General features: G+C 70.7%; 11 protein-coding genes and 1 tRNA gene. 9 read left to right on the forward strand and 3 right to left on the reverse strand.

Annotated features, from left to right (window positions below; genetic code table 11):
• Positions 1-46: 46 nt before the first annotated feature.
• Positions 47-2,833: an SUKH-4 family immunity protein gene (locus ACWGKJ_RS21105; RefSeq protein ID WP_385030811.1), complete on the reverse strand. Its 2,787-nt coding sequence runs from the start codon at positions 2,831-2,833 to the stop codon at positions 47-49.
• Between the two features lie 7 nt (positions 2,834-2,840).
• Positions 2,841-3,824, reverse strand: a complete 984-nt coding sequence (locus tag ACWGKJ_RS21110) for an SMI1/KNR4 family protein (protein ID WP_385030808.1) — start codon at positions 3,822-3,824, stop codon at positions 2,841-2,843.
• 494 nt (positions 3,825-4,318) lie between these two features.
• Here ACWGKJ_RS21110 and ACWGKJ_RS21115 point away from each other — a divergent pair, with 494 nt between their 5' ends.
• On the forward strand, positions 4,319-4,783 hold the full coding sequence (locus ACWGKJ_RS21115) for a YwqJ-related putative deaminase (RefSeq protein ID WP_385030819.1): 465 nt from the start codon (positions 4,319-4,321) through the stop codon (positions 4,781-4,783).
• A gap of 10 nt (positions 4,784-4,793) precedes the next feature.
• Positions 4,794-5,309, forward strand: a complete 516-nt coding sequence (locus ACWGKJ_RS21120; RefSeq protein ID WP_385030805.1) for an SUKH-3 domain-containing protein — start codon at positions 4,794-4,796, stop codon at positions 5,307-5,309.
• A gap of 154 nt (positions 5,310-5,463) precedes the next feature.
• Here the strand turns inward: ACWGKJ_RS21120 and ACWGKJ_RS21125 are convergent, their stop codons facing one another.
• Complete coding sequence (locus ACWGKJ_RS21125) at positions 5,464-6,783, reverse strand: sensor histidine kinase (protein ID WP_385030802.1); 1,320 nt, start codon at positions 6,781-6,783, stop codon at positions 5,464-5,466.
• A gap of 151 nt (positions 6,784-6,934) precedes the next feature.
• On the opposite strand from ACWGKJ_RS21125, the gene ACWGKJ_RS21130 reads away from it, so the two are divergent.
• From ACWGKJ_RS21130 to ACWGKJ_RS21160, 7 genes are all read left to right on the forward strand, one after another.
• The gene (locus ACWGKJ_RS21130) at positions 6,935-7,774 is read left to right on the forward strand and encodes a hypothetical protein (RefSeq protein ID WP_385030817.1); all 840 of its coding nucleotides are present in this window, start codon (positions 6,935-6,937) and stop codon (positions 7,772-7,774) included.
• Positions 7,775-7,812: 38 nt separating this feature from the next.
• Positions 7,813-7,883, forward strand: a tRNA-Gln gene (locus ACWGKJ_RS21135).
• A gap of 109 nt (positions 7,884-7,992) precedes the next feature.
• Positions 7,993-9,486 (forward strand): bifunctional UDP-N-acetylglucosamine diphosphorylase/glucosamine-1-phosphate N-acetyltransferase GlmU, encoded by a 1,494-nt coding sequence (gene glmU / locus ACWGKJ_RS21140; RefSeq protein ID WP_385030799.1) that lies wholly within the window; start codon positions 7,993-7,995, stop codon positions 9,484-9,486.
• A 139-nt stretch (positions 9,487-9,625) separates the two neighbouring features.
• Entirely contained in the window at positions 9,626-10,603 is a 978-nt protein-coding gene (locus ACWGKJ_RS21145) for a ribose-phosphate diphosphokinase (RefSeq protein WP_385030796.1), read from the forward strand.
• A gap of 193 nt (positions 10,604-10,796) precedes the next feature.
• Positions 10,797-11,387 (forward strand): 50S ribosomal protein L25/general stress protein Ctc, encoded by a 591-nt coding sequence (locus tag ACWGKJ_RS21150; protein ID WP_385030793.1) that lies wholly within the window; start codon positions 10,797-10,799, stop codon positions 11,385-11,387.
• 179 nt (positions 11,388-11,566) lie between these two features.
• Positions 11,567-12,163 carry an aminoacyl-tRNA hydrolase gene (gene pth / locus ACWGKJ_RS21155; RefSeq protein ID WP_385030790.1) on the forward strand — a complete coding sequence of 199 codons (597 nt, stop codon included), beginning with the start codon at positions 11,567-11,569 and terminating at the stop codon, positions 12,161-12,163.
• A 53-nt stretch (positions 12,164-12,216) separates the two neighbouring features.
• A complete protein-coding gene (locus tag ACWGKJ_RS21160) occupies positions 12,217-12,681 on the forward strand; it encodes a hypothetical protein (RefSeq protein ID WP_385030787.1) in 465 nt (154 codons plus the stop codon).
• Positions 12,682-12,861 lie beyond the last annotated feature (180 nt).

A 12,861-nucleotide genomic window follows, 5' to 3' on the forward strand; every position in this document is an offset into this window, starting at 1 on the left:
CGGCCGGGCGCCTCGTACGGCGCACAGGGGTCGTGCCGTGACTACCTCAGAGCAGCCCGTCCCACATCTGCTCAAGCAGCACCGACCACCAGCTCTCCGGCGAACCGAGCGCCGCCGCGTCCAGCATCATCAGCTGCGCCTGGAAGTCGACCGTCCACCGGCCCGCCTGCTCCGGCGTGAGTCCGAAGCGCAGCCGCCACATCCGGCCCAGCAACGCCAGCGACCGGACGAACTCGGGCAGCCCGGAGTTCACGAACTGCGGCGCCACCGGCCGGCCACCGGGCCCCGCCTCCACCGGCACCGCCACGATGTTCGCGGTGCCGTACTGCACACAGAGCGCCCGGCCGAAGTCGGAGCCCATCACCAGATACGACCCCGCGTCGGACGCGGGCTGCACCTGCCGCTGCGCCGCCAGCTCGGCCAGCGTCGGCACCGGCTGACCCGGCACCGCCTGCGCCCAGAAGAACGGTCCGAAATCGACCGGCAGCCCCGCCCACACCAGCGTCTGCGCCACGATGTCCGGCACACCCTGCCGGGACACCGCCCGCTGGTCGAACCGGAAGACACCCTGCGGCCCGAACGCCTGCGCCAGCTCGTGCGCCACACCCTGCGGCGGCAGCGGCGGCGCCGGCTGCACCGCGGGCAGCGGGGCCCGCACCGGAGCGGGCCGCGCCGGACCGTCCGCGACCTGGTGCAGCTCGCCCTGGTGCGTCAGCAGATGCTGCATCCCCTGCTGACGGCTTGCGTGATCACTGCCGTACGGGGCGACGCTGGTGATCCGTACCTGCGGCCAGGTCTCCCGGATCATCCGCGCACAGTACCCACCCGGCAGCTCGCACGACTCCAGCTCGGTGTGCAGCTCGATGACCTGCTGCGGCGGCACGTTCATGGCCCGCAGCTCGTGCAGCATCTGCCACTCCGGGTGCGGGGTGCCGGGCGCCGAACGGCGGATGAGCTGCTGCTCGGACCCGTCCTGCGCGCGGTAGCGCAGTACGGCCTGATAGCCGGGGCCCACCGTCGGCAGCCCGCCGGGGGGCTGCTGCGGATACCCGTACGCGGCACCCTGCGGCGGTGGTACGGGACCGGGCGGCGGGGTCCGGCCGGGCGGCGGCGTCCCCATCCCGGGTCCTGCCAGCATGGTGGCCGCATGGTGCACGTCACCGCCCATACTGCCCCCGGGCGGCGGAGGCGCGGGCGGACCCGGCTGACCGGGCGGCTGCGGCGCCCCGGCACCGGGGACACCGGGCGGACCCGGCGGCTGCGGCGCACCGGGCGGGCCGGACGGCCTGGCACCGCCGAGACTGCCCTGACCACCCAGACTCGGGCCGGCCAGCATCGTCGCCGCATGGTGCACATCGGCACCCGGACCACCGCCGGTGCTCCCGCCGTTCGGCGGCGGCATCGGCGGTCCCGGCGGCTGCGGCATGCCCGGCTGACCGGGGTGCTGCTGCCCGGGGACCTGGGGTGCGCCCGGGGCGCCGGGGCCGAGGTGCGGGGCCAGCTGTGTCCGTACGTAACCCTCGGGCGGCACACCCGGCGGCAACGGCGGAGCCCCACCCGGCCGCGCACCCGGGGTCCCGGGGGCACCGGGCGGGGGCGGCGGCGGAGGCGGTGTCGCTCCACCACGCGCCGCGCGCGGGGGCGCCATGGCCTTACTGGTCGCGGCATCCGAGATGTCACCGGGACCAGGACCGGGTCCGGCCGCAGGGCCGACGCCCTGGCCCGGGGTCTGACCGGCGGCAGGGGGCAGCGGCGCACCGGCGCCCTGCGGCGGAAGCGGCGGAGGCATCCGCTGACCGGCCGGCGGCTGCGGCAACGACTGCGGCGGCTGCTGGCCCCCTGCGGGCGGCTGCGGCGGCCCGCCGACCGGCGGCGGCTGGGCGGGGGCCGAAGGCGGCGGAGTCTGCTGCGGAGGCGGAGCCTGCTGGGGCTGCGGAGCCTGCGGAGCGTGCTGGGGCTGCGGAGCCTGCGGAGCGTGCTGGGGCGGGGGGAACCCGTCGAGCGCGGGCGCCACGGTCGTACGCGGCAGTCCGCTGCCACCCGACATCAGCGCCGTCTTGGCCTCGGGAGCCACCCCCGGCGGCGGGGCCCCCTCATCGTCCGAACCGGCCAGCGGCGGCGCGAACACGGTCTCGGGCAGCGGCACCGAACCGTCCTGGCCACCCGGCACCGCATTGGTGTCGGTCCCCGCCCAGGGCGTCCCGTCCGCGGGAACACTCCCCCGGGCCACGGACTCACGATCCCCGGCCGAACCGGCCGAACCACCGGAACCGGCCGAACCACCGGAACCGACGGAATCACCCGAACCCCTGGACCCATCGGAACCACCGGCCGCACCCAATGCGCCGGACCCACCAGCAGAACCAGCCCCGGCGAGAGACCCGGCCCCACCGGAAGAGCCGGTCCCAGCGAGAGACCCGGCCCCGGCAGAGGCCCCCTCCCCCGACCGTCGGTCAGGGATACCCAGCTTGTCCGCCGCGTCCTGCAGCCACTCCGGCGGAGTCAGCAGGAACGACGTCTGGTTCAGATCGATCCGCTGCGCCGCCGGCTCCGGCGCAGCCGCCACGGCATCCGCCGCCCCGTACTCCTCCTCGTACCGCCGGACCACCTCGCCCACCGGCAGCCCCGGCCACAGCGTCGCCTCACCGCCGTCCCGCGCGATCACCAGCCGCTGACGGCCGCCACCGCCCGAAGGCCCCTCCGCGCGGTCCTCCGCCCACACCACGAAACCGAGCTCGAACTCCCGCACCCGCACCTCACGGTGCTGATACGCGGGAACGTCCCCGTTGACCCACTCTTCCGCGCGCTCCTGCGCCTGCGCAAAGGTCACCATCGGCTCTTCACCCCTCGGCCGAGACCGGGACGGCCTGCGCGAAGCCGCCGTCCACCATCAGGTTCGCCACTGTCTCCAGCTCCGGCGGATTCCCCGCCAGCCGCTCCAGGAACGCGTCGAAATCATCACCGCACGGCAGCAGCAGCCGCTCCACCCGCTCCGCGGGCGGCCACGCGTCCTGATCACGGGCATCGTCGTACGCACAGAACCAGACCGTGCCCACCGCACCGCCCTTGACCTTCACCGCGACTATCCCGCCCTGAACAAAACCCACACCCAGGTAATCCTTCGTCAGATGGTCCCGCAGGCACTTGTTGACGTACACCAGGTCATTGACGGCCGCCTCGTCGCGCACCGTGAAGAACGGCTGGTCCACCAGCAGCCCCAACTCCGCGTCCAGCGCCGTCCCGACCGGCGCACAGCCACCCGCTGCCTTCAGGAACGACCGGTACGCGCCGGGCAGCCGGTACCCCAGATCCTCCTCGGCGGCCAGCACCAGCTGCTCCCCGACCGCCACCGAACCCCGGGGCAGCCCGAAATGGGCGGGCCGGGTGTCCTGCAACGGACGCGTACCCCGCTTCTCCTGGTCGACGGCCGCCGTCGCGAGTCCGCCATGGTGCCGCAGCAACGCCTTGACCTCGACCGGCACCAGTTCCAGTCGGCGCGTACCCGGCACGTGGTGCCAGGTCCAGCCGTGCGGCGTGGCAACAGCCGGGATCGTGTCCCACAGTTCGTGCCCCGACGCCGCCAGCGCCGCATTGGCCGACACATAGTCCGTCAACCGCAACTCGTCGACACCGAACCCCTCAGGGGGCTCCGCGATCTCCGCGGCGGCGCGCGCGTACGGTGAGAAATCCGGGAATCCGTTCCCGTCCACCCGCACACCGCGGGGGTGGCGCGCGGCCCGGACCGGGTCCGGGAAGCTCACGAGCTGCCCGGCATAGGCCGCGTTCGGTGGCGCGGCTTGCTGCCCGAGCCGACCTGTCGTCATGGCGGTTGCCCCCTGCTGCGAATGGCTTGGAACGACAGCCTATGCGGTGGTGCAAGAGCCGGTCCCGCCCCGTTCACCGCAGACTCGGGCCCCTCCACACCGACGTAACGGACGGTCACGTTCGAGTGACCCGCAGCCGACACACCACCCCGATCACAGGCCCCAGCTTCCCCACTCGGCGCCCCATTTGGCAGGCTGACCCCGCAACACGGGGGCGCGACACCGGCGGCAGCCGCCGCGGGGCGGGGAGGGGCAGCACGACCATGCACACCGCACAGACACCACACACACCACACACATCGCACACAGCACAGCCAGCGGCGGGGGCAGCACAGACGGCTCAGACGGCCCACACGGCGGGGACAACGGGGGCGCCGCAGAAGGCAGCACCGCCGCGCACAGCACACGCGCCACAGGCACCGGCTCAGGCACCGGCTCAGGCACCGGCACCGGCCGTACACGCACCGCAGACTCCGCCCGCCGGCGACCCACGCCTGCGCTGGAGCAGCACCGCGTCCCGCCCGCCCGAACTCCGCCACCGCAGGGACGGCATCCTCCCCACCGTCGCCGCCGCCCTCTCCGTACGCGGAGCCGACACCCTCACCTCCACCGCGGGCAAAGCCGACCAGCCCCCCGCGCTCCACCCCCTGGTCCAGGACTTCCTCACCACACTCACCAGCGGCCAGCGTGAACGATTCACCGGACGCTGCCCCGAGGCGATCCTGCTCTCCCGCCACCTCACCGCCGCCGAAAGCACCCGCTCCAAACGGGCCTCCCGCAAACCCCTCACCAACGGCGAAGCCCGCCGCACCCTCAAACACGCCAAAATCACCGCACGTCACATCCGCGAGGACGGCGACCCCCTCCACGGCAGCTACGCACCCCCCTGCCGCTCCTGTACGGCGATGCTCGCCCACTTCGGCGTACGCGCAGTCGACCCGACCACCGAGAAGGGCTGAACCACCGCCCATGCCGCCCCACCCGCAGGACACGCCGGACACACCCGCCGCCCCCGGCACCCGCTTCACCGAGACCGTGGACACCGCACTGCGCGAAGCAGGCTGGCAGCCCGGCCGCTGGGACATCCGGGGCGCCGAACAGTGGGCCGACACCCTGCGCGCCCACGTCTCACCCGCCGGCCACCAGCACGCGGTCTTCCCCGCGGCAGTCGAAGCCTGGGCCGAATTCGGCGGACTGCGCATCACCGGCCCCGCACCCGGCCGCCAGACTGCACCCGCCCCTGTCACGATCGACCCGCTCAGCGGCCTCCACCTCGCCCGCACCCTCGGCGACCTCGGTCGCGCACTCGACACCGAGATCGCCCCGCTCGGCGACGAAGGGGACGGCCGGGCGCTCCTCGCCATCGACACCGAAGGCCGGATCTACAGCGTCGACCACACCGGCGACTGGTACCTGGGCCCCGACATCGACCAGGCCCTCACCACCCTCGTCACCGGCCTCCAGCCCGTCCGACTGGGCTCGTAACAGACAGGGCGCTCGTGCGGGACCGGGCATGCAACGGACCGGCCCCGGACACGGAAAGCAGCAGAAGACAGCACGGAGCGGCAGGGGAACGCGGCGAACCCAGGTAGCAGCACACGGGAGGCAACAGAGGAGGAACGCGCAGCGCCCCCGCCCCTCACTCCCCCTCAGCGGGCCGCCGCTCCGGCAGCACCGCCGACACCCGGAAACCCCCGGCCTCCGTCGGCCCCGAAACGAACACCCCTCCCAGCGCCATCACCCGCTCCCGCATCCCCACCAGCCCGTTCCCACCACTCGGCAGCCCCGCATCGGCCGCACCCGCATCCGACGGACCGTTCTCGACCTGCAACGCCACCTCGGCCCCGCGATGCGCCAGCCGCACCCGCGTCCTCGCCCCGGCCGCATGCTTGTGGACATTGGTGAGCGCCTCCTGCACCACCCGGTACGCCGTCTGCTCGACCAACGCGTCATACGACCCGGCGGCGCCCTCCACCGACAGCTCCACCACCATCCCCGCCGCCCGCGACTGCCCCACCAGCACATCCAGCTCGTCCAGACACGGCCCGTCCTCCACCGCGGCCGCCGCGGCAGCCGCAGCCGCCACCCCGACCGCAGCCAGCGGAACCGCCGCCGGAGCCCGTACCGACCCGCCCGAACGCAACACCCCCAGCATCTCCCGCAACTCCGTCAGCGCCTGCCGCCCCATGTCTCCCACCAGGGCAGCGTTCTTCGACGCCTTCACGGGATCTTTCAACGCCACCGCCTGCAGAGCCGCCGCATGCACCACCATCAGACTCACCCGGTGCGCCACCACGTCGTGCATCTCCCGCGCGATCCGTGTCCGCTCCTCCGTACGCGCCCACTCGGCCCGCTCCTCCGCACGGTCCGCCAGCAGCGACAGCTCACGCTCCAGACTGTCCGCACGCTCCCGCAGACTCTCCATCAGCCTGCGCCGCGCCCCGGTGTACAGGCCGAACAGCACCGGCGGAGCCGTCAGCCCCAGCGACATGAAGACGGACGCGAGCACCACGAACACCGGGCCCGGAGTCCCGTCCTCCGCACCCACGCCATGGCGCAGCCGTACGAACGTCACGATCAGCGTGCCCAGCGTCGCCATCACCGTCAGCGCACCGGTCAGCCGGCGCGGCACATCGGATGCGGCGAGCGTGTAGAGCCCGACGATCCCCATCAGGAAACCCATCTGGGCGGGCGTGGTGGCGATCGACACCAGCACCACCGCGATCGGCCACCGCCGCCGCAACACCAGTACGAATCCGGCCAACAGCCCGAACACCACTCCGAACGGCACCGGAAGCCCGGCCTGCCCGGAGAAGCCCACACCCTCCAGCGCGCATTCCAGAGCCGAGACGACGCCCAGCCCCACATCCAGGGCGGCACCGCGCCGCCGCTCCCACCACCACCAGCCACGGGCGGTCAGCCCCGTGGCCGTGGTGTCGTACGCCCCCGTTGCGGTCATGGCAACCAGCGTACGGGCGGGCAGAGCCCTGCCCCACGAATTTCGATACGGGAGGTTACGCGCAATACGCCCTGATCACTCGATCCAGTGAATCGAGCATGCTTTCGAACCGGACGTCCGCATTCCGGACGATGCTGTTGCCGTGACCGATATCCGCAGCAGAAACAGCAAGTACGCCGACTTCGAGGGCCTGCGCGAACAGGCCATCGCGTTACGCAGGGAGGGCCTCAGCCGCCGCCAGATCCGCGACCGGCTCTTCGTCGACAACAACGACATCCTCAACCGCCTGCTGGAGGGCGAGCCCGCACCCGAGTGGACCAGACGGCCGAACGCGAAGGACGACCTGCGGGCGAAGGCCCGCGAGCTCCGGGCGCAGGGGATGACGTACGACGGGATCCAGGTGGAGCTGGGGTGCTCGAAGAGTTCGATCTCGCTCTGGGTGCGGGACATGCCGAAGCCGCCCCGGCGCACGCGAGAGGACGCATCGGCGATCGCCAGGCGCGGCTGGGAGGCCACGCTGCAGCGTCGCGAGGTGGAACGCCAGAAGACCAAGCGGGCGGCCAGTGACGAGATCGGCGACCTTTCCGAGCGGGAACTGATGATCGCGGGGGCCGCGCTCTACTGGGCCGAGGGAACCAAGAGCAAGCCTCACCGACCCCAGGAGCGGGTGGCCTTCATCAATAGCGACCCCGACATGATCAAGGTCTTCCTCGCATGGCTGCGCCTGCTGAAGGTCGACCCGGCCAACCTGAGGTTCCACGTACACATTCACGAGACGGCCGACGCCTCCGCGTCCGAGCGGTACTGGGCCGATGTGGTGGGCGGGGTCGGCTCGTTCGGCAAGACGACGGTCAAGAAACACAACCCGTTGACCAACCGCAAGAACACGGGCGAGCACTATCACGGCTGCCTGGTGGTCCGCGTGAACCAAAGTGCCGACCTCTACCGTCGCGTCGAGGGCTGGTGGTACGGCATAGTAGGGGCTGCCTGATCGCCTGATCACTTGAATCAGACATAGAGGGCAGTTCATCCCGGATCGTCTAAAGGCAGGACAATCGGTTTTGGTCCGATGAATGAGGGTTCGATTCCTTCTCCGGGAGCACAAGGTTCGGGTCCTGACCCTCCAGGTCAGGACCCGCCCCCGTTTCCACCCCCCGGCCCCCCGGTATTCTGCGGATATCCACCCACCCGCACCCGAAGGGCACCACCGTGAGCGCCACTCCCCCCCAAGGTCTCGGATCCGCGCAAACAGGGGGAAGGGCTCCCTCGGCTGCCGCCGTCGTCGTTCTCGCGGCGGGTGCGGGGACCCGGATGAAGTCGGCCACCCCCAAGGTCCTGCACGAGGTCTGCGGGCGCTCGCTCGTCGGCCATGTCGTGGCCGCCTCACGCGAGCTGGGGCCGGAGCAGCTCGTCGTGGTCGTCGGGCACGAGCGTGAGAAGGTCCAGGCCCATCTCGCGGAGACCGACGCGGACGTACGGACCGCCGTGCAGGCCGAGCAGAACGGCACCGGACATGCCGTGCGTACCGCGCTCGAAGAGCTGGGCGCGCCCCCCGATGGCACCGTTCTGGTGGTCTGCGGTGACACGCCGCTGCTGACCGGGGCGACGCTGGCCGCGCTCGCCGCCACGCACACCGCCGATGGCAACGCGGTGACCGTGCTGACCGCCGAGGTGCCGGACGCGTCCGGTTACGGGCGCATCGTGCGGGATCACGCCAGCGGTGCGGTGATCTCGATCGTGGAGCACAAGGACGCCTCCGAGGCGGAGTTGGCGATCCGGGAGATCAATTCGGGGGTGTTCGCCTTCGACGGGCGGCTGCTGGCGGAGGCGCTGGACAAGGTGCGCACGGACAACAGTCAGGGTGAGGAGTACCTGACCGATGTGCTGGGCATTCTGCGGTCGGCCGGTCACCGGGTGGGGGCGTCGGTGGCCGATGACCACCGGGAGATCGTGGGGATCAACAACCGGGTGCAGTTGGCGCAGGCACGTGCGCTGCTGAACGCCCGGCTGCTGGAGCGGGCGATGCTCGCCGGGGTGAGCGTGGTCGATCCCGCGTCGGTCTTCGTCGATGTGTCGGTGACGTTCGAGCCGGATGCGGTGGTTCATCCGGGTACGCAGTTGCTGGGTGCGACGCATCTCGCGGAGGGTGCGGAGGTCGGGCCCAACTCGCGGCTGAAGGACACCGTGGTGGGTGCGTTCGCGCGGGTGGACAACACGGTGGCGGACGGTGCGGAGGTGGGTGAGCACGCGACCGTGGGTCCGTACGCCTATCTGCGGCCGGGTACGCGGCTCGGTGTGCGGGGGAAGATCGGGACGTATGTGGAGACGAAGAACGCGACCATCGGTGAGGGTTCCAAGGTGCCGCATCTGTCGTACGTGGGGGACGCGACGATCGGTGAGTTCAGCAATATCGGTGCGGCGAGCGTGTTCGTGAACTATGACGGACAGGACAAACACCACACAACGATCGGGTCGCACTGCCGCACCGGTTCGGACAACATGTTTGTGGCTCCCATCACGGTCGGGGACGGTGTGTACACCGCTGCGGGGTCGGTGATCACGAAGAGCGTGCCGGCCGGTGCGCTGGCCGTCGCCCGGGGCCAGCAAAGGAATATCGAGGGTTGGGTGGCCAGGAAGCGGCCGGGAAGTGCCGCCGCGCGGGCCGCTCAGGCCGTGTCCGACGAGGCCGGTGGCGAAAGCTGACCGGAAACACGTGCGTTCATCTGCGCGTACCGTGATAGACGCATGCTCGGCTTACGGGCCGGGACTCCGGGGTACGCCCCGGTACATACCTCCGGCTGGCTCGCCCAGCAGCAATCAACACGTCTGAGGAGACTGTGCTGTGACCGGGATCAAGACGACCGGCGAGAAGAAACTGATGCTCTTCTCCGGCCGCGCCCACCCCGAGCTGGCCGAGGAGGTCGCCGCCCAGCTGGGGGTCGACCTGGTGCCGACTAAGGCCTTCGACTTCGCGAACGGTGAGATCTACGTTCGCTTCCAGGAGTCGGCCCGCGGCGCGGACTGCTTCCTGATGCAGAGCCACACGGCTCCGATCAACCAGTGGATCATGGAGCAGCTGATCATGATCGATGCGCTGAAGCGGGCATCGGCCCGGAGCATCACCGTGATCGTGCCGTTCTACGGTTACGCGCGGCAGGACAAGAAGCACCGGGGCCGTGAGCCGATCTCGGCTCGTCTGATCGCGGATCTGATGAAGACGGCGGGTGCGGACCGCATCCTCACGGTGGATCTGCACACCGATCAGATCCAGGGGTTCTTCGACGGCCCGGTGGACCATCTGTTCGCGCTGCCGATACTGGCGGACTACGTGGGCGCCAAGGTGGACCGTTCGAAGCTGACGATCGTCTCGCCGGACGCGGGCCGGGTGCGGGTGGCCGACCGCTGGTGCGACCGGCTCGGTGCGCCGCTGGCCATCGTGCACAAGCGCCGTGACAAGGACGTCGCCAACCAGGTCACGGTCCATGAGGTCGTGGGTGAGGTGAAGGGGCGGGTCTGCGTCCTGGTGGACGACATGATCGACACCGGTGGCACGATTGTCGCCGCGGCGGACGCGCTGTTCGCGAACGGTGCCGAGGATGTGATCGTGACGGCGACGCACGGGGTGCTGTCGGGTCCTGCCGCGGACCGTCTGAAGAATTCGAAGGTGAGTGAGTTCGTCTTCACGAACACGCTGCCGGATCCGGACAACCTGGAGCTGGACAAGATCACGGTGCTGTCGATGGCGCCGACGATCGCCCGTGCGGTGCGGGAGGTCTTCGAGGACGGTTCGGTGACCAGCCTCTTCGAGGAGCAGGCGTAGCCGCGGGCCTGCTGACAGCGGCCTGAAGATCGATTTCTGGGACGGCCTTCCCGCCGGGTAGACTCACGGAGTTGCTCGGCGAGGGAGGCCGTACTCATGGGTACGGGACTCCGTTATCGACGCGCTCTTCGTAGCAGGCCGCGATACGTGGCCGGGTGACCGATCCGTTTCCGTCACCTCTGAGGAGTGCCACATGGCTGAGGTCAAGCTCGCCGCTGAAGTCCGTACCGAGTTCGGCAAGGGCGCTGCCCGCCAGATCCGTCGTGAGAACAAGGTTCCCGCGGTCATCTACGGTCACGGTGCCGACACCGTGCACATCACCCTTCCCGGCCACGAGCTGATGATGGCGCTGAAGACGGCGAACGCGCTGCTGCGTCTGGACATCGGTGGCCGTACGGAGCTGGTGATCCCCAAGGCGATCCAGCGTGACGCCATCAAGCGCAACCTGACCCACGTGGACCTGCTCGCGGTCAAGCTGGGTGAGAAGGTCACGGTCGAGGTCTCGGTGCACGCCGAGGGTGACCTGGCGCCGGGTGCCAACCTGCTGGAGTACGTGCAGAACACGCTGACCGTCGAGGCCGAGGCCACGCACATCCCGGAGTCGGTCACGGTGTCGGTCGCGGGCATGGACGCCGGTGACTCGATCCTGGCGAAGGATGTTCCGCTGCCGTCCGGCACGACTCTTGCCACCGACGAGGAGGCCGTGGTCATCCAGGTCGTGGCCGCGCAGGCCGAGGAGCCGGCTGCGGAGTCCGACGAGGCTGCTGAGGGTGCCGAGGCCTGAGCCTCGCGCTGAGGTGTTTCCGCCGGTTGTTCCGGCGGGTCCGGGGCCGTGGTGTTCCGGAGTGTGTGTGAGTCCGCCGTCCGTGCCGCAAGGCGCGGGCGGCGGCTGGCTGTTCACCGGCTTTTACCGGTTCACCGCGGTTCGGCGGGGGCCGGACACGTGCAGAGGGAGACGTGCAGATGACGACGCCCGATCCGACGGCTCCCTGGCTGGTTGTGGGCCTCGGTAACCCTGGCCCCGACTATGCGGCCAACCGCCACAATGTGGGCTTCATGGTGGCCGATCTGCTGGCGGAGCGTATCGGGGGCCGTTTCAAGGCGCACAAGGCGCGCGCTCAGGTGGTGGAGGGCCGGCTGGGTCCGCCGGGGCCGGGCAGCCGGCGGGTGGTGCTGGCGAAGCCGATGTCGTACATGAATCTGTCGGGCGGGCCGGTCACGGCGCTGCGGGATTTCTACAAGGTGGGTACGGCGAACATCGTCGCTGTCCATGACGAGCTGGACATCGGTTACGGGACGCTGCGGCTGAAGCTGGGTGGCGGGGACAACGGGCACAACGGTCTGAAGTCGATGACCAGGTCGCTGGGGGCGGACTATCACCGGGTGCGGTTCGGTATCGGGCGTCCGCCGGGTCGGATGCAGGTTGCCGATTTCGTGCTGAAGGATTTCTCGTCGGCGGAGCGCAAGGAGTTGGGGTACTTCGTGGACCGGGCGGCGGATGCGGTGGAGGCGTTGGTCATCGAGGGTCTGGACCGGGCGCAGACCACGTACAACTCCTGAGGCGGGCTCGGAGGGTTGACCCGGTGTGGTCCGATGGCCAAGGATCGCGCCCCATGAAGCGGAGTCGCGGCGTCCTGCTGTATGCGGGCAGGGCGGCCATGGGGTGTGTCGCGGTGCTGGTCCTGGTGGCCGGTTTCTGGTCGTCGTGGGGCACGGCGCAGCATGTGCTGCTGGCGAAGGGCCGTGATCACGGGACGCTGACGGTGGTGTCGTGTTCGGGGGGTACGTGTACGGGCCCGTTCGTGCCGTCGGCGGGTTCGGCCGCGCACCGGGGGCTGGTCATCGACAAGTCGACGGCGGCCGAGAAGGGCGAGCGGTTGCCGGTGGTGGTCCGCCCCGGCAGTGATGAGGCGATCAGGACGGGCTGGGCGGGCGCGCTGCATGCGTGGGTTCCGTTGGGCGGCGCGTTGTTGCTGGCGGCTCTGGTGATCGGTGGGGGTCTGCGGATGACGCGTACGGCGTGGGCGGCGGGGGTCGCGGGTGCGGGGCTGCTGGTGGCGGCGTTCGTGGCGCTGTGATCCGGCCTCACCGGGTCCGCGCGGCAGCCCCGCCCGCGCATCTCGAGCCCGTCCGGCGATTGAGGACCGAGTGCCGGGCGAGCCGACTCTCCGGCCACCGATTCAAGCCCTCGCCCCGGTCCGCGCATCAAGCCCGTTCAGGGGGCGCTTCCCAGCGAGTCGATGGGCCGGATCACCGGG

The sequence above is a fragment of the Streptomyces sp. NPDC054757 genome (assembly GCF_053612185.1).

Excerpts from the sequence above, each read along its gene's own strand:
- ACWGKJ_RS21110 (WP_385030808.1), bottom strand. The coding sequence starts at position 3,824 with ATGACGACAGGTCGGCTCGGGCAGCAAGCCGCGCCACCGAACGCGGCC.
- ACWGKJ_RS21125 (WP_385030802.1), bottom strand. The coding sequence starts at position 6,783 with ATGACCGCAACGGGGGCGTACGACACCACGGCCACGGGGCTGACCGCC.
- ACWGKJ_RS21120 (WP_385030805.1), top strand. The coding sequence starts at position 4,794 with ATGCCGCCCCACCCGCAGGACACGCCGGACACACCCGCCGCCCCCGGC.
- pth (WP_385030790.1), top strand. The coding sequence starts at position 11,567 with ATGACGACGCCCGATCCGACGGCTCCCTGGCTGGTTGTGGGCCTCGGT.
- ACWGKJ_RS21160 (WP_385030787.1), top strand. The coding sequence starts at position 12,217 with ATGAAGCGGAGTCGCGGCGTCCTGCTGTATGCGGGCAGGGCGGCCATG.
- ACWGKJ_RS21105 (WP_385030811.1), bottom strand. The coding sequence starts at position 2,833 with ATGGTGACCTTTGCGCAGGCGCAGGAGCGCGCGGAAGAGTGGGTCAAC.
- ACWGKJ_RS21150 (WP_385030793.1), top strand. The coding sequence starts at position 10,797 with ATGGCTGAGGTCAAGCTCGCCGCTGAAGTCCGTACCGAGTTCGGCAAG.